Here is a 15573-nt window from a genome sequence, read left to right as displayed (position 1 = left end):
CAACGATGGGGAAGCACGTCGCGCGGATCGCCGCACTGGCCTTCACCTTCGCGGCGTCGGCGGCGCTGGGCGCGCCGGGCGTGGCGAGCGCCGGCACCAGCCCCACGCTCGGCGGGAGCTGCGAAGCCACCCTCCAGCAGGGGAGTTCGAACGGCCTGGTGCTCGACGCCGGCGCCCCGCTGAACGCCCCGAACCGGCTCACGGTGGGCCTCGACTCGGGTTCGCGGAACACGGACGGGTCGGCGCCCCTGCTCACGCTGCCCGTCGGCGACACCGTCAAGGCCCTGGGCATCGGCCGGGTGCCGCTGGTCGGCGACGCGGCGGCCAAGGGCGTGTGCCCGGCCGCCCAGAGCACGGTCAACGCGGTCGGCAACCTGACCCAGGGCGTGGCCGGTGACCTGCCGCAACTGCCCCTGCCGCCGCTGCCCCTCCCCCCGGGGCCCCACCCGCCGCAGCCCGCCCCGCCCGCGCCGACTCCGCCGAGCCCCGGGCCAGGTCCGGGCCCCGGTCCGGGGCCCGGGCCGGTTCCGAACCCGCCCGGCTCGAGCACCGGCCCGATCGTCACCAGCCCGGGGAACGCGAGCCTGCCGGGCGACGCGATCTCGGGCATCTTCACCAACGCCGCCCTGCTGCCGGGCACCCTGGTGCAGGCGCCGGTGATCGCCCAGATCATCCCCGGGCAGCAGGTCCCGCCGCCGACCGTGGACGCCCAGCGGTCCGGCACCGCGGAGGCGCTGCCCGGTGTCACCCCGCCGGCGAAGCTGCCGATGCTGCTCGCGGTGCTGGCGCTGGCGATCGTCGCGGCCGCGCTCGTCCGGGCCTGGATCCGCCGCAGCCCCGCCTGACGCACGGTGACGTCCGCTTCCACCCGAATGCCGGACATTTCTGAGCCAGCGGGCGTCACCCGGCTGCCTTAGCGTCGTTGTACTGCTAAGTAGGCGACGACAGCAGGGGCGGCGAGCATGCAAGAACGGACACGGAGGGCTACAGCGGTCGGTGCGGCGGCGGTCGTTCTCGCGGGTTCGGCCGTGCTCGGCCTGCCCGGCACGGCCTCGGCGGACACGAAGACCGTGCCCTGCGGCAGCACCGTTTCGGCCGCACCGGGCGACCACATCCAGGGCTCACTGCTCGGCCTGCCGCTCATCGACCTGGGCATCGTCACCCAGGCGACCACGGTGCTGACCGCCACCGTGGGCGGACTGCTCAAGACCGTCTGCTCGGTCACCGTGAAGGTCGTGGACACCGTCGTCGCGCCCCTCCCGGGCGTCGGTGCGCCCGCGGCGAGCGCGATCAACCAGGGCGTCCAGGGCGTGACCAGCGGCGCCCAGCAGGGCCTCCGCTCGCTCAGCGGCGGCGGCCAGCCCGCGCCGCAGCAGCCCGGCGGCACGGGCGGCAGCCCGCAGCAGCCGCCCGCCCAGGGCGGGACCGGGGGCGCGCCGCAGCAGGGCGGCACCCCGGCGGGCACCACGCCGATCCCGGACGCGAACAGCCCGCTCCTGCCCGGTTTCTCGAGCACCCCCGTGTTCGGCGGCTTCCCGTTCACCCTCGGCACGGGGTACGCCCCGATGCGCGACTACAGCGGCATCCCGTTCGCCACGGCCGGGCTCTTCACGCCCTCGCCGGCCATCCGGTACGGCAGCCAGATCCCGGGTTACGCCCCGCAGTACGGCCTCACCGGTCCGGATGGCGCTGCCGACGGCAATCCCGGTGTGCAGACCGCGGGCCAGGCCGAAGCGCTACCCTCTGCGTCGGACGGCTTCACGAACGGGTCGAACCTGCCGCTGCTGCTCGCGGTCCTGGCGCTCTCCGGCGTCAGCGCGGGGCTCGTCCGCACGTGGGTGATCCGCCGGATGGCCGCGGCGAATTGAGCCAACTGCCGAGTATCTTTCGCGTATCTCCCTCGTTCATCCTGGTGTCGCCTAGACCGACGCCCCCGTGACTGCTGGAGGACTGTGCTCGTGCGGAAGATCATGACCGTCACCGCCATTGCCGCGTTCATGGCCGGGGGCGCGTTCCTCTCCGCGGGCACTGCCTCCGCCACGACGACCCTGGTCAGCAACAGCTGCACGGGCTCGGTCACCGGGCAGGTGGGTGACCAGGTCGCGATCGACGGCGCTTCGGTCAAGACGCTCGTCACCAACGGCGCCAACAACGCCGGCACGCTCGCGGTCGGCAGCTGGGCGGGCGATTCCGTCGCCAAGATCCACTCGATCCCGGTCGGCCAGGTGCCGGACGCCGCGGGCGGTGAGGCGACCGGTGCCGCGATCGGCAAGGCGGTGCGCACCGCGCTGGCCAACTCCGGCACCTGGGGCCTCGGCCTCGACTGGAACAAGACGCTGAACAGCGTGGAGAGCACGGTCGCCAAGGGCTGCGGTCTCACGTTGCTCGCGAGCAACTACGTGGCGCCGAGCACCCCGGGCCAGCCGGGTGCGAGCGGTCCGGGCACCCAGCAGGGCGGCACCGGCACCGCCCCCGGCGTGTCGGGCAACCTCTCGAACCTGAACCCCGGCACCGCCGGCGGCACGGGCGGCAGCGCCCCGATGCGCGACTACAGCGGCATCCCGGCGGCGACCGCGGGCACCGCCGTCGCCCCCGGCGTGCGCTACCCGGCCAACGGCACCCTGCCCGGTGACGCCTCCGCCCCGCAGGCGGGTGCGGGCGACCAGAACGGCCAGAGCGCGGACGTCCGCGACGCCGGCAACGCGCAGTCGCTGGCTTCGAACAGCGCGTCGAGCGACGTGCAGCTGCCCATGCTGCTCGCGGTGATCGTGCTCGCCGGGGTGACCGCCGGGCTCGTCCGCACCTGGGTGCTGCGCCGGGCTGCCTGACCCCCGAGAAGAGACCCACTGTCCGGTCCTGTCGGTACCCCCAGGTAGCCTTACCTGGACAAACCCTCCTGCCACGGACAGTCCGTGGCCGCGAGCCCATAGGAGGTGAGTGGTTGTGTCACGCCATTACGAGGTAATGGTCATCCTGGACCCCACGCTCGACGAGCGCACGGTCGCCCCCACGCTGGACAACTTCCTCAACGTGATCCGCACTTCGGGCGGTTCCGTGGAGAAGGTCGACGTCTGGGGCCGCCGCCGCCTTTCGTACGAGATCAAGAAGCACGCCGAGGGCATCTACGCGCTGCTCGACCTGAACTCCTCGGCCGACGCGGTCAAGGAGCTCGACCGGCAGCTGTCGCTGCAGGAGACCGTGCTCCGCACCAAGGTCATGCGTCGCGAGGTCAAGCGCGCCGCGGCCAAGCCCGCTGCCGCCAAGGCCTGAGCCCGAGGGGAACCCCGATGGCTGGAGACACCGTCATCACGGTGGTCGGCAACCTGACGTCCGACCCGGAACTGCGCTTCACCCCGTCCGGTGCGGCGGTCGCGAACTTCACCGTCGCGTCCACCCCGCGCACGCTCGACAAGCAGTCGGGTGAGTGGAAGGACGGCGAGGCGCTGTTCCTGCGCTGCAACATCTGGCGGCAGGCGGCGGAGAACGTCGCCGAGTCCCTGACCCGCGGCGCCCGCGTCGTCGTGCAGGGCCGCCTGAAGCAGCGGTCGTTCGAGACGAAGGAAGGCGAGAAGCGCACCGTCGTCGAGCTCGAGGTCGACGAGATCGGGCCCTCGCTGCGCTACGCCACGGCCAAGGTCAACAAGGTCAGCCGCGGTGGCGGCGGTGACTTCGGCGGCGGCGGTGGCGGCGGTGGGAACCGCGGCGGCGGCGGTGGCGGCGGAATGCCGGCCGACGACCCGTGGGGTTCCGCCCCGGCCGCGAGCAGCGGTGGCGGCGGCTTCTCGGACGAGCCCCCGTTCTGATCTCGTACACATCCACAAGATTTGAAATTCCAGGAGTAGACCAGTGGCCAAGCCACCCATCCGCAAGCCCAAGAAGAAGGTCTGCGTGTTCTGCAAGGCCGAGAAGAAGGGCCGCCCGGAACTGATCGACTACAAGGACACCAACCTGCTGCGGAAGTACATCTCCGACCGCGGCAAGATCCGTGCCCGTCGCGTCACCGGCAACTGCAGCCAGCACCAGCGTGACATCGCCATCGCGGTCAAGAACTCCCGCGAGATGGCGCTGCTGCCCTACACCTCGACCGCGCGCTAAGGGAGGGCAGGAGACATGGCGAAGATCATCCTCACCACGGACGTGGCCAACCTCGGCGGCCCCGGCGACATCGTCGAGGTCAAGGACGGCTACGCGCGCAACTACCTGCTCCCGCGGGGCTACGCGATCGCGGCCTCCAAGGGCGCGGAGAAGAACGTGCGCACCATCCAGCGCGCGCAGGAGAGCCGTCGCATCCGCGACCTCGACCACGCCAAGGAGATCAAGGCGACGCTGGAGGGCCTCGGCGCCATCCAGCTCACCGGCAAGGCGGCCGAGGGCTCGAAGAAGCTCTTCGGTTCGATCACCGCCGGCGAGATCGTCGACGCGATCAAGGCGGCCGGTGGCCCGCTGCTCGACAAGCGCGTCATCGAGCTGCGCGACCACATCAAGACCGTGGGCAAGCACTCGGTCGGCGCCCGGCTGCACCCGGACGTCAAGGTCGACGTGCGGCTCGAGGTCAAGGCCGTCGCGCCGTAAGGCAGCAACACTTCAAGGCAGCAACACCGTGAGAAGGCGGGCCGTCCCTGGTGGGCGGCCCGCCTTCACGCTTTCCGGGGAACCCCGGACAGCGCGGCGGCGTCGGAGGAGAATGGGCGCCGGATGCGAAGGGGTGGATCGGGATGGGTAACGAGGTCAACATGTCCGCGCCGGCCGGCGGTGGCGGCGGCTTCACCTTCGACGCCGACAAGATCGACGGCGTCATCAAGAAGTGGCAGGACCTGCAGGCCGACCTGAAGCGCGACTACGACGACGCCAACCTGATGGCGAACGTGAAGGCGCCCGGCAAGGAGTTCGCGAGCGGCGACTGGGAGAAGCTCGCGAACCCGTCCGGCAAGGCGTTCCTCGAGCAGAACCAGAAGATGCAGGACTACGTCAAGAACTACATCGACGCCCTCACCGCCGCGAAGCAGAAGATCACCACCAAGGAGTCGGAGGCCTACTCCGACCTTTCGAAGACGGGGAACCAGGCCACGTGAACCGACGTTTCATCGCCGTTCCCGCGCTGGCCTTCGCCGCGCTCGCGCTCACCGGCTGCGCCGGCCAGACCCGCGGCACCGCGAACCCCGCGCCGTCCACGGCCGAATCGAGCAGCGAGGCGGCCGGCGGCGGCTCCGCGCCCAAGGTGGCGAGCCCGCTGAACACCGCGTCGATCACCTCGGACGCCTGCGCGACGCTGTCGGCGTCCGCGCGCTCCTCGCTCAGCCTCGGCGAAGGCGCCTCCCGCAGCACGGGCAACGGCCCGAGCTGCACCTTCCAGGAAGCCGCCGACCCCGGCAACCAGATCGACGTGACGACGGTGACGGCGAACAAGAACGGCCTCAGCGACGTCTACGACACGAAGGCCAACGACGCCTACTGGGAAGAAACCCAGGTCAGCGGCTACCCGGGCGTGTACGCCGCGGCGGTGGACGGGCGCAAGAGCGGCAAGTGCGGCCTGTTCGTCGGGGTGACCGACGAGCTGGCGGTCAACATCCTCGTGCAGTACGACCACGGCGCCGGCGCGTCGGACCCCTGCCCGGTGGCGCAGAAGTTCGGCGAGGCGATGGTGCAGACGCTGAAGGAGGGCTGACGTGCTCGAACTGGTGCTCCTGGGCGGCTTCGCCGCCTACAACATGGCGACCACGCATTCCGACGACCACACGTCGGTGCAGGGCGACCGCAAGATCGACTGCTACGACATCTGGGAGAAGATCACCACCGGCCCCGGCGCCGGTTCGATCGAAAACGGGCAGGCGGCGGCGAGCCGGCTGAGGGGCGCCTACCAGGAACGCCTCGGCACGATCGACGAGCTGGCCAGGGAGATGGACGCGGCCTGGACGGGCGGCGGAGCCGACGCGGCGCAGAACGCCGGCGCCCACCCGCTGCGGGTGTGGATGGAGGACTCCGGCACCAAGCTCACCGACTCCGACAAGTACCTCGGCGAGCAGCACACCGCCTTCACCACGGTGCACGCGCAGGTCCAGCAGGTGCCGAAGGACCCGCCGAAGAACAACCTGCTCAACGCGGTCACGCCGTGGACGACCGACACCGACCGGGCGATCCGCGACTACAACGCCAAGGGCCAGGCCAACGTCGACGCCTTCAACACCTACTACAAGGCGAGCAACGACAACGGCCAGAAGATGCCGACGTACTCCGCGCTCAAGGGCCAGCAGGAGAACGTCAACGTCGACGGCGGCCAGGACGGCAAGAAGAAGCCGGGCGACCAGGACGGCTCGGGCAACGGCAATGGCAATGGCAATGGGACCGGAACTGGAACCGGCACCGGAACCGGCTCGGTGCCGGGGGTGAACCTGCCCGGTCCGGGCGGCGTGCCGTCGATCCCCGGCCAGCCGAACGTTCCCGGTGGCAGCTTCGACCCGGGCAAGGTGCCGGGCTTCGACCCGTCGAGGCCGCCGAACTTCGACCCCGCGAAGGTCCCGGGCGGCAGCTACGACCCGGCGAAGATCCCCGGCCCGGGCAGCTTCACCCCGCCGAACTTCGGCGATGGCACCCACTCGTCCGGGTTCACCCCGCCGAAGATTCCCGGAGCCGGTGGCTTCGGGCCCGGCGGCTCCGGCGGCGCGGGCGACTTCTCCATCCCGGGCGGCGGTTTCGGGCCGGGCGGCGCGGGCGGGATCGGCGACCCGTCGGGAGGCTTCGGACCGGGCGGCGCCGGGTTCGGGCCCGGCGGCTCGACCGGCACGGGCCTGCCCGGTGCCGGCGACGCGGCCGGTGCCGGCGCCGGCCGTGGCGGCGCGGGTGCCGGCGGAGCGGCGGCGGGCGGCGCGGCGGCGGGCCGCGGCGGGGCCACCGGGATGGGTGGCATGGGCGGCATGGGCCACGGCGCCAAGGGCCAGGGCGGCGGCGACGAGGAACGTTCCTCGAAGTACCTGCTCGGCGACGACCCGAACGACATCTTCGGGACCGACGAGCTGACCGCGCCGCCAGTCATCGGCGAGTAGCGCACGCCGCAGCGCCGGGCGCGTGCCAAGATGGGCGCGCCCGGCTCGTGCCGGTTCGATCTTCGCTGTTCGATTTCGCTGTTCGATTTGGATGTTCGATTTCGCGTTCGACTTTTTCTGGGGGAAGAGCGGTGCTGGACAGGCAGGTCACCATCACGACCGGCACCCTGATCAACCTCGTCCGGCGCCGAGGCGGCGAGCCGCACACGGTGCTGGCCGAGAAGCCGACCTGGTACAGCGACGAAGCCCAGCGCGCCGAGGACGAGCGGACCAACGCCGAGCTCGCCAAGGCCGGGCTGTTCGGCCCGCGCGGCATGCACCCCGGGTTCGTCGCGACGATCGAGGCGATCGCGCGGCCGCAGCTGGAGTACTACGGCTGGATCGACGGCGGGTTCCAGGGCAAGCCGGTGAGCTACCGGCTGCTCGGCGGCAGCGCCGGGGGCGAGGCGTTCGTGCTGGCCAAGCACGAGGAGCTCGACGTCGTCGTGCTGGGCTCCTCGCGGCCGGGTGAGCTGCTCGACAACTTCCTCGGCCAGATCCCGAAGCTCGCGCCCGGGCGCGGAACGCCGCTCGCGGTGCCGAAGAGCCAGCTCGAGGGGACCGCCCGCGGCGATGACGGGGGTGGGTTCGCGGTGCTCCGCGGCGACCGCCCGGCCGAGGGTGCCCAGGAGGTCGAAGAGCTCCGCCGGATCCTCGCGTTGCGCCGGATCGGGAGCGGCAGCCTCTACGTCGCCGCCCGCGGCCGCACCGGTGCGCGGCACCGGATCGAACGCCCCGTGAACTACATCGATACGGCGGAAGGCCGGTGGCTGACCGAGGAGGTTCCGGGGCGCGGTGAGAACCGGATCGCCTTCACCCCGGCCGACCAGCGCGTTCTCGCCGAACGGTTACGCAGCGCACAGGGCCGGCTCACCGCGGCCTGATCGCGGGCCGTTCAGCCCACCGGGTAACCGCGTCTACCCTCCGTGATATCCATCCACAGGCCGCGCGGTCCAATGGGTTCGAGCTGGTCCACGACACGCCGAAGAACGGACTTCCCGCGACACGCCGGACGAGTTTTCCGCAAGTTCTCCACACCTTGTACACAGGCTTTGACCTGCGGATTCAGCAGAGCCGATCCGGTTTGTCCCCAGCTTGTCCACAGCTCTCGCGGCACCTGTGATTGGTTACCCCCGTTCATCCCCAGGTTGTCCACAGAAGGGTCCCCACCCTGAATTGCCATCGGCCTTCCGGGGGATCTAGCGTGCCCGGTCGGGCCTGTACTCACGGTGGCGCTCCGCGTGTCTGCGGCAGCTGGCCGGCGTTGTCGCCGATCATCGGGGGACGAGGTCCGGGTGGCCGGGTGCACGAGCACCGGCCGCGTGCTTCGAGAGCGAAGATCCGGCATAATCGAACGGGTGTTCGACACAATGAGGAGGTGTCCGGGGCGGTGGCGCTGACCGACGACCGCAGTCCGATGTACGCGGAGTCCGACCCGGGTCCGAGCGACCCCGGCCCTGGCGGGGGCGGCGGGTTCGACCGCCAGCCGCCGCAGGACATCGCGGCCGAGCAGTCGGTGCTCGGGGGCATGCTGCTGTCCAAGGACGCGGTCGCCGACGTCATCGAGGCGCTCGGCCCCGACGACTTCTACCGGCCCGCGCACCAGGCGATCTACGACTGCATCCTCGACCTCTACGGCCGTGGCGAGCCCGCCGACCCGATCACGGTGTCGGCCGAGCTCGAGCGGCGCGGGGAACTGGGCCGCGTCGGCGGCGCCCCGTACCTGCACACGCTGATCGCGACGGTGCCGACGGCGGCGAACGCGGGTTACTACGCGGAGATCGTCTCGGAGAAGGCGGTGCTGCGCCGGCTCGTCGAGGCCGGTACCCGGATCGTGCAGTACGGCTACGGCGCGGCGGCCGGCGACGGCGCGAACATCGACGAGGTCGTCGACCGCGCGCAGGCCGCGATCTACGACGTCACCGAGCGCCGGACCAGCGAGGACTACGTCGCGCTGGAAGAACTGCTGCAGCCGACGATGGACGAGATCGACGCCATCGCCTCACGCGGCGGCCAGTCCCAGGGCATCCCGACCGGGTTCGCCGACTTCGACGAGCTGACCAACGGCCTGCACCCCGGCCAGATGATCATCGTCGCGGCGCGCCCCGGTGTCGGCAAGTCGACACTCGGCCTGGACTTCGCGCGTTCGGCGTCGATCCGGCACGGCATGACCAGCGTCATCTTCTCGCTGGAAATGAGCCGCACCGAGATCGTCATGCGCATGCTGTCGGCCGAGGCCAAGATCCGCCTCGCCGACATGCGCGGCGGCAAGATGTCCGACGACGACTGGACGCGCCTGGCCCGCCGGATGAGCGAGGTGTCCGAGGCACCGCTGTTCGTCGACGACTCGCCGAACATGACGATGATGGAGATCCGCGCGAAGGCACGGCGGCTGAAGCAGCGGCACGACCTCAAGCTCGTCGTCCTCGACTACCTCCAGCTGATGACGTCGGGCAAGCGCGTCGAGTCGCGGCAGCAGGAAGTCTCGGAGTTCTCCCGGCAGATGAAGCTGCTGGCCAAGGAGATCGAGGTCCCGGTGATCGCGATCAGCCAGCTGAACCGTGGTCCGGAGCAGCGCACGGACAAGCGCCCGATGCTGTCCGACCTGCGTGAGTCCGGCTCGCTGGAGCAGGACGCCGACCTCGTCATCCTGGTCAACCGCCCCGACGCCTGGGAGCGGGACGACCCGCGCGCGGGCGAGGCCGACCTGATCATCGCGAAGCACCGCGCCGGGCCGACGGCGACCATCACCGTCGCCCACCAGCTGCACTACAGCCGCTTCGTCGACCTCTCGCACGACTAGCCGAGAGCGCTGTACCCGCGGACGAACGCCGTGAGGAGCCTGCCGAAGGTTTCGCGGTCCTCCTCCGGCCAGTCCGCCATGACCTCCGCGAACACCCCGCGGCGGAAGGCGTGCAGCTCGTCGAGGTGCGCCTGGCCGGCCGGAGTCGGCACGAGCACCGCACGCCGTCCGTCGCGCTGATCGGCTTCGCGCCGCAGCAGCCCTTGCTCGACCGCGCGCGCCACGAGCCGGCTGGCGCGGGGCTGGTCGACGCCCATGGCCGCGCTCAAGGCCGTCACGGTGCTGGGCTCGCCGCGCTCGGCGAGCTCTTCGACGACGTCGAGCAGCTCGAACACCGGGTCGTGCGCACCACGTCCCCGCGCCTTGCCGATCCGGCTGAGAGCTCGCCGCTGCTGGCTGCGGCGGATCGCGATCATGGCGCGCTCGACGTCGGCCACGGCGTCGGTCATGGTTGCTCCACCTCCGAACTACATGTACTTTTACATGCAGTTGTTCACGGACAAATCGGAGTACTCATGAAACCCCTCGGCTGGTGGCTTCGCCACCTCCACGAGCTCCTCGAATCCTCCATGGCCGGGACCCTCGACGCGCAGTCGCTGACCCGCCGGCACTGGCAGGTACTCAACACGATCGCCCTCGGCGCCCGCACGCCGGAGGAGGTCGACGCGGCGATGGCCCCGTTCGTCACCGGCGAGGGCTCCATGGCCCCGAAGGTGGCCGACCTGCGCGCCCGCGGCTGGCTCACCGAGGACGGCACCTTGACGGCCGACGGCCGTGAAGCCCACGCGCGCGTGGAAGAGCAGATCAAGCAGTTCCGCGCGAAGGCCGTCGAGGGCATCAGCGACGAGGACTACCGCACGACGATCCGGACGCTGGCCCGCTGCGCCGCGAACCTCGAAGCCGCCTGAGGAATATCCCGGGGCACGCCGGCGTCCACTCTAGTTGTTGAACTTTCAATCACTGGAGCCGTCGATGACCCGCACCCCGGTCCTCTACCTCAGCCACGGAGCGCCGCCGCTCGCCGACGACACCACGTGGACCCGCCAGCTCGCCGCCTGGTCGGCCGACCTGCCGAAGCCTCGCGCGATCCTCGTCGTGTCGGCGCACTGGGAGGAGGCGCCGCTGACCATCGGGGCGACGACGACCGTGCCGCTCGTGTACGACTTCTGGGGGTTCCCCGAGCGCTACTACCAGGTGAAGTACGCCGCACCGGGAGCTCCGGAGCTGGCGGCGAAGGTGCGGAAGCTGCTCCGCTCGACGCAGACGCCGGTGCACGACGCGCCGGAGCGCGGCCTCGACCACGGCGCCTACGTGCCGCTGGTCGAGATGTTCCCGGCCGCCGACGTCCCGGTGCTGCAGGTTTCGATGCCGTCGCTCGACCCGCAGGAGCTGTTCGACCTCGGCCGCAAGCTGGCGCCGTTGCGCGACGAAGGCGTACTGATCATCGGCAGCGGCTTCTTCACCCACAACCTGAGCGGCATGGCCCGCGCCACCGACGGGACACCGCCGGCGTGGTCGGCCGAGTTCGACCACTGGGGTGCCGAGGTCCTGCGCGGCGGCGACGTCGACACGCTGCTCGACTTCCGCCACAAGGCGCCGGCGGCGACGCTCGCGCACCCGCGCATCGAGCACTTCGCGCCGCTGTTCGTGTCCCTCGGCGCCACCTCGGACGAGGGATCCGGCCGCACGGTGATCGACGGCTTCTGGCACGGCCTGGCGAAACGCTCCCTCCAGTTCGCCTGATCCGGGACGCGAACGAGCCCCAGGAGCCGAGTGGCTCCTGGGGCTCGTCGTCTCCAGGGAAGGAGGGTCTTTCCGTGTTGCGGGGGGTCCCGCATCCGCGGTCACGCCGGCGGTGCGCTCCGTGCGAGGTCGCCCTCGCGGCGCGGTGGAGCGCTGCCGCCGTGACAGCGGGGTTCGTGGGCCGGCGGGGTCTCCGGTTGCGGAGCACCCGCCGGCTTCACCGCCTTACTTGCGCTTGAGCAGGCCCACCAGCTTGCCGAGGAAGCTGGTGGAGTCCAGGCCCGACAGCGCCGGCACCTGCGGGACGCCGTCCAGCATCGGCAGCTTGGCGTTCACCGGCAGGCCGGCGGCCGGCAGGTCCGCACGCTCGGTGCCGTGCCCCAGGGAGCCCAGCGAACCCAGCGTGCCCAGCGCCGACAGACCGTCCACCGCGGGCAGCGCCGACGGCAGAGCCGGCAGGGCCGGCTTCGGCAGGACCGGCTTAGGCAGGGCCGGGACGCCACCCAGGGACGGAACCGCGACGGGCAGGCCGGCGGCCGGCACGTCCGCACGCTCGGTGCCGTGACCCAGGGAGCCCAGCGAACCCAGCGTGCCCAGCGCCGACAGACCGTTCGCCGCGGGCAGGGCCGCCTTCGGCAGCGCCGGCAGCGCCGGCTTCGGCAGCGCCGGGGCGGCGACGGGCAGGCCCGCGGCCGGCACGTCCGCACGCTCGGTGCCGTGACCCAGCGAGCCCAGCGAACCCAGCGCCGACAGACCGTTCAACGCGGGCAGGCCCGCGGCCGGCACGTCCGCACGCTCGGCGCCGTGACCCAGCGAGCCCAGCGAACCCAGCGCCGACAGACCGTTCAACGCGGGCAGGCCCGCAGCCGGCACGTCCGCACGCTCGGCGCCGTGACCCAGGGAGCCCAGCCCCGACAGGCTGTTCACCGCGGGCAGGCCCGCCTTCGGCAGCGCCGGCATCGCGGCGGGCAGGCCGGCCGCCGGCGCGTCCGCGCGCTGGGTGGCCAGCGGAGCCGCGACCGGCACCACCGGCAGGACCTCGGTGGGCAGGTCGGCGGCCGGCAGAGCGCTCGCCAGCCCCGTCAGCGACGGCACCCGCAGGGGCAGCAGGCCGTCCTGCAGCCCGCCGGTCAGGCCGTGCAGCGACGGCAGCAGCCCGGCGGCCGGCAGCTTGCCGGTCAGGCCGTCCACCGACGGCACGCCGGCCCGGACGGGCAGGTTGGTGCGGAGCGCGACCAGCGACGGCAGCTCGTCGGCCGCCAGCTCCGAACCCTCCTCCGGGAACGCGATCGGGTCCAGGGCGTCGTCGTCGATGCTCGTCGCGTCGGTCGCGCGGGCGGTGGCCGTCCCGAGCAGCTCGAGCGGCACGCCGAAGATCTGCACCGGCAGCGCGAACGCGTGGTAGCCGTTGACGCCCGACAGCGCTGTCCGGTCACCCGAGGTGAGGGACTTGCCGCCGTTCTCCGTGGTCAGCGTGTTCTGGCCGACGCCGTTCGCCACGCCGCCCGCGGTCACCGCGTCGCCGAACATCTGCGCGATCGCGGTGACGGGCAGGTCGAGGATGTTGCCCGAGATCGCGCCCTCGACACCGGAGGTGGTGTCGTTGCCCGAGTTCGTCACGTCGGTCATGTTGACGCCGGCGCCCTTGGCGACACCCGCCGCGCTGACGGCGTCCCCGAAGACCTGCGCCACCGGCAGCGCGTCCACGCCGACGATGTTGCCGGCCACGCTGCCGCGGTCACCGCTGGTGGTGGCGTCGCCGCCCGCGACGGACTCGACGTCGTTGCTGCCCACGCCGCTGCCCAGCGCCGCCCCGGCGATCCCGTCGCCGAAGACCGAGCCGGCCCCCGCGATCGGGGCCTTGACGATGTTGCCGGTCGCCGCACCGTCGCGGCCGTCGGTCACGGCGTTGCCGCCCGCCGTCGCGTCGGTGATGTTGTTGTTCTCGCCGGTGCCGATGCCGCCGAGCGCGCCACCGGCGCCCATCGCCTGCAGCGGCAGCGCGACCGGGGCCTCGACGATGTTGCCCGCGCCGGCCCCGCCGGGACCCTGGGCCTTGACGGCGCCGCCCGCGTTGGACGTCGTGTCGGTCGAGCCCTTGCCGTGGCCCTGGCCGACGAGCGCGCCACCGATGTTGGCCGCCTGCACCGGCACGGACGCCGGCACGGTGCCCAGGTTGGAGCTGAGGAAGCCGCCGTCGTCCACGGTGCTGCCACCGCCGCCGCCGGAGACGACCTTGGTTTCGTCGGCCGCGCCGGAGCCCTGGCCGACGACCGAGCCGCCGATGCCGAAGATCTCGGCGGGGAGGCCGACCGGCACCTGGACGAGGTTGCCCGAGCCGGACGAGTCGGCGCCCTGGGTGCCGTCGTACGCCCCGGCGGTGACCGTCTTGTCCTCGGTCGCCTTGCCGGTCGCGTTGCCGAGGTGGCTGCCGCCGATGCCGAAGACCTCGGGCGCGCCCGCGGCCTGGGTGTTGGCGATGTTGCCGCCAAGGAAGGCGTCGTTGCCCTTGGTGTAGCTGCCGTTGCCGGCATTGGCGTCGGTCGTGTTGTCGTGGACGGCGTTGGCCTGGCCGAGGTAGGTGCCACCGATGCCGAAGGCCTCGACCGGCAGCGCGACCGACGGGTTGAGGACGTTGCCCGACCCGCTCGAGTGGTCACCGGTCGTCTTGACGAAGCCACCCGAGTCGGCAGTGCTGGAGGAACTGCCGGCGAAGGGGACGCCCGCCGAGGCGTTGCCGATCCACGAGCCCGCGACACCCGCGACGTTCGCGATCGGGGACAGCGCGGCGGCCCCGCCGTTGCCCGAAAGGAACGAGTTGTCGCCGCTGGTCTCGAGGTAGGTCGGGATGCCGCCGAGGCTGCCCTTGCGGGTGTCCCCGGCCTTGGCGTCAGCGGAGGTGTGGCAGCCGTCGGAGTTCGACAGCGAGCCCCACACGGCACCGGAGTTGCAGTTGAACTTGACCGGCACGGCGATCGGCACGCCGATCACGTTGCCCGCCTCGGCGGCCTGGTCGCCGGAGCTCAGCAGCGAGCCGCCGGAGGTGGCGACGGTGTCGGCGGAGTAGCCGTGGCTCTGCCCGTTGCCGAGCAGGTAGGAAGCGGCGTTGCCGGTGACCTGCACCGGGGTGGCGAACTGGCCCGCCACCACGTTGCCGGAGAGCGGGGAGCCGTCGCCGCTGGTGTCGACGTCGCCGGTCTCGGTCGTGCTCTGGCTGGCCGACCCACCGGTCACGCGGCCGGTGCCGCCGGCGACCCCGCCGCCGTTGCCGGCGATCTGGACGGGGAGCGCCCAGTCGAGGACGACGGCGTTGCCGGCGAGGCTGGAGTCGTTGCCGGCCGTCTTGACGTCCTGCTCGTGCGTCCAGTTCTGCGAGTGGTGGCCGCCGACGACGTGCGCGTCGCCGGCGGCGCCGATCGCGTTGTCGACGATCTGGATCGGGACGACGACGTCGCCCGTGACCTTGTTGCGCTTGAGGTTGTCGTGGCTCGGGGTGAAGCCGCCCGCGCCGTCGGCCTTGCTGCCGCCGAACGCGGTCTCGTTGATCGGGCTCGCGTCGTCGAACTGCTTGGCAGCTTCGTTCGCGGCCTGGCTGACCGGCTTGGTGCTCAGCTCCGTCTGCCCGGCGGGCAGGTCCAGCTGGCCGAAGGGGGTGCCGACCGCGTTGTTGGCTTGCTGGAACGGAACCGTGGCGTTGAGGTCGAGCGGCGAGGCAGGGGTGTCGGGGTTGACGTTCTCGTCAGCCGAGGCGATGCCGGTGCCCAGCATCAGCAACCCACCCGTGACAAATGCGGTCTGGAGTCCGCGCTTTGCCCACGTCTGCATGGGGTTTTTCTCCTTTATTTCGGGTTCCCTTGCGGGTTCATGGGGGCGCGCCCGTCGAAGAGGGATGTGTCCGAGCGCACCGGGAAGGGGTGGACTTCTTGCGGGCGCGAGAAAGCGCACCGC

The 15573-nt window shown here is 71.8% G+C and carries 16 protein-coding genes; 14 read left to right on the top strand and 2 right to left on the bottom strand.

From position 1 onward, the window contains the following. Nucleotides 1-5 precede the first annotated feature (5 nt). The 12 genes from ACLJOU_RS03350 to dnaB all read left to right on the top strand — a co-directional run bounded on the left by ACLJOU_RS03350 (nt 6) and on the right by dnaB (nt 9882). The gene (locus ACLJOU_RS03350) at nt 6-845 is read left to right on the top strand and encodes a hypothetical protein (RefSeq protein ID WP_410562956.1); all 840 of its coding nucleotides are present in this window, start codon (nt 6-8) and stop codon (nt 843-845) included. 183 nt (nt 846-1028) lie between these two features. Further along, the gene (locus tag ACLJOU_RS03345) at nt 1029-1868 is read left to right on the top strand and encodes a hypothetical protein (RefSeq protein ID WP_410562955.1); all 840 of its coding nucleotides are present in this window, start codon (nt 1029-1031) and stop codon (nt 1866-1868) included. Nucleotides 1869-1970: 102 nt separating this feature from the next. Beyond that, entirely contained in the window at nt 1971-2828 is an 858-nt protein-coding gene (locus ACLJOU_RS03340; RefSeq protein WP_410564696.1) for a hypothetical protein, read from the top strand. A 115-nt stretch (nt 2829-2943) separates the two neighbouring features. After that, entirely contained in the window at nt 2944-3270 is a 327-nt protein-coding gene (rpsF, locus tag ACLJOU_RS03335; RefSeq protein ID WP_200876551.1) for a 30S ribosomal protein S6, read from the top strand. A gap of 17 nt (nt 3271-3287) precedes the next feature. After that, a complete protein-coding gene (locus ACLJOU_RS03330; RefSeq protein ID WP_410562952.1) occupies nt 3288-3803 on the top strand; it encodes a single-stranded DNA-binding protein in 516 nt (171 codons plus the stop codon). 43 nt (nt 3804-3846) lie between these two features. Beyond that, nucleotides 3847-4095 carry a 30S ribosomal protein S18 gene (gene rpsR / locus ACLJOU_RS03325; protein ID WP_003098744.1) on the top strand — a complete coding sequence of 83 codons (249 nt, stop codon included), beginning with the start codon at nt 3847-3849 and terminating at the stop codon, nt 4093-4095. Nucleotides 4096-4110: 15 nt separating this feature from the next. Continuing rightward, the gene (rplI, locus tag ACLJOU_RS03320) at nt 4111-4572 is read left to right on the top strand and encodes a 50S ribosomal protein L9 (RefSeq protein WP_410562947.1); all 462 of its coding nucleotides are present in this window, start codon (nt 4111-4113) and stop codon (nt 4570-4572) included. A 143-nt stretch (nt 4573-4715) separates the two neighbouring features. Then, the gene (locus ACLJOU_RS03315) at nt 4716-5072 is read left to right on the top strand and encodes a hypothetical protein (RefSeq protein WP_410562945.1); all 357 of its coding nucleotides are present in this window, start codon (nt 4716-4718) and stop codon (nt 5070-5072) included. After that, a complete protein-coding gene (locus ACLJOU_RS03310) occupies nt 5069-5665 on the top strand; it encodes a DUF3558 domain-containing protein (RefSeq protein WP_410562943.1) in 597 nt (198 codons plus the stop codon). The genes ACLJOU_RS03315 and ACLJOU_RS03310 overlap by 4 nt, the downstream gene beginning before the upstream one ends. A gap of 1 nt (nt 5666) precedes the next feature. Next, the gene (locus tag ACLJOU_RS03305) at nt 5667-7040 is read left to right on the top strand and encodes a hypothetical protein (protein WP_410562941.1); all 1374 of its coding nucleotides are present in this window, start codon (nt 5667-5669) and stop codon (nt 7038-7040) included. A 131-nt stretch (nt 7041-7171) separates the two neighbouring features. After that, the gene (locus tag ACLJOU_RS03300; protein ID WP_410562938.1) at nt 7172-7963 is read left to right on the top strand and encodes an ESX secretion-associated protein EspG; all 792 of its coding nucleotides are present in this window, start codon (nt 7172-7174) and stop codon (nt 7961-7963) included. Nucleotides 7964-8469: 506 nt separating this feature from the next. Then, a complete protein-coding gene (gene dnaB / locus ACLJOU_RS03295) occupies nt 8470-9882 on the top strand; it encodes a replicative DNA helicase (RefSeq protein WP_410564694.1) in 1413 nt (470 codons plus the stop codon). Here dnaB and ACLJOU_RS03290 read toward each other — a convergent pair. After that, nucleotides 9879-10331 (bottom strand): MarR family winged helix-turn-helix transcriptional regulator, encoded by a 453-nt coding sequence (locus ACLJOU_RS03290; RefSeq protein ID WP_410562935.1) that lies wholly within the window; start codon nt 10329-10331, stop codon nt 9879-9881. The genes dnaB and ACLJOU_RS03290 overlap by 4 nt on opposite strands. Before the next feature lie 66 nt (nt 10332-10397). Here ACLJOU_RS03290 and ACLJOU_RS03285 point away from each other — a divergent pair, with 66 nt between their 5' ends. Beyond that, nucleotides 10398-10790: a helix-turn-helix domain-containing protein gene (locus ACLJOU_RS03285; RefSeq protein ID WP_410562933.1), complete on the top strand. Its 393-nt coding sequence runs from the start codon at nt 10398-10400 to the stop codon at nt 10788-10790. A gap of 64 nt (nt 10791-10854) precedes the next feature. Then, nucleotides 10855-11625 carry a dioxygenase gene (locus ACLJOU_RS03280; protein WP_410562931.1) on the top strand — a complete coding sequence of 257 codons (771 nt, stop codon included), beginning with the start codon at nt 10855-10857 and terminating at the stop codon, nt 11623-11625. Between the two features lie 225 nt (nt 11626-11850). Here ACLJOU_RS03280 and ACLJOU_RS03275 read toward each other — a convergent pair whose 3' ends face one another. After that, nucleotides 11851-15450 (bottom strand): beta strand repeat-containing protein, encoded by a 3600-nt coding sequence (locus tag ACLJOU_RS03275; RefSeq protein WP_410562929.1) that lies wholly within the window; start codon nt 15448-15450, stop codon nt 11851-11853. Between the last annotated feature and the right edge of the window lie 123 nt (nt 15451-15573).

The organism is Amycolatopsis sp. cmx-4-61, assembly GCF_046548775.1.
Lineage (GTDB): Bacteria > Actinomycetota > Actinomycetes > Mycobacteriales > Pseudonocardiaceae > Amycolatopsis.
Note: the sequence above shows the minus strand (reverse complement) of the source record. Positions and strands in the feature narration are given on the sequence as shown.

What these genes read in the sequence shown, in the direction of transcription:
- ACLJOU_RS03340 (WP_410564696.1), top strand. Translation starts at nt 1,971, where the DNA reads ATGACCGTCACCGCCATTGCCGCGTTCATGGCCGGGGGCGCGTTCCTC.
- ACLJOU_RS03330 (WP_410562952.1), top strand. Translation starts at nt 3,288, where the DNA reads ATGGCTGGAGACACCGTCATCACGGTGGTCGGCAACCTGACGTCCGAC.
- ACLJOU_RS03275 (WP_410562929.1), bottom strand. Translation starts at nt 15,450, where the DNA reads ATGCAGACGTGGGCAAAGCGCGGACTCCAGACCGCATTTGTCACGGGT.
- ACLJOU_RS03285 (WP_410562933.1), top strand. Translation starts at nt 10,398, where the DNA reads ATGAAACCCCTCGGCTGGTGGCTTCGCCACCTCCACGAGCTCCTCGAA.
- ACLJOU_RS03315 (WP_410562945.1), top strand. Translation starts at nt 4,716, where the DNA reads ATGGGTAACGAGGTCAACATGTCCGCGCCGGCCGGCGGTGGCGGCGGC.
- ACLJOU_RS03290 (WP_410562935.1), bottom strand. Translation starts at nt 10,331, where the DNA reads ATGACCGACGCCGTGGCCGACGTCGAGCGCGCCATGATCGCGATCCGC.
- ACLJOU_RS03280 (WP_410562931.1), top strand. Translation starts at nt 10,855, where the DNA reads ATGACCCGCACCCCGGTCCTCTACCTCAGCCACGGAGCGCCGCCGCTC.
- rplI (WP_410562947.1), top strand. Translation starts at nt 4,111, where the DNA reads ATGGCGAAGATCATCCTCACCACGGACGTGGCCAACCTCGGCGGCCCC.
- ACLJOU_RS03350 (WP_410562956.1), top strand. Translation starts at nt 6, where the DNA reads ATGGGGAAGCACGTCGCGCGGATCGCCGCACTGGCCTTCACCTTCGCG.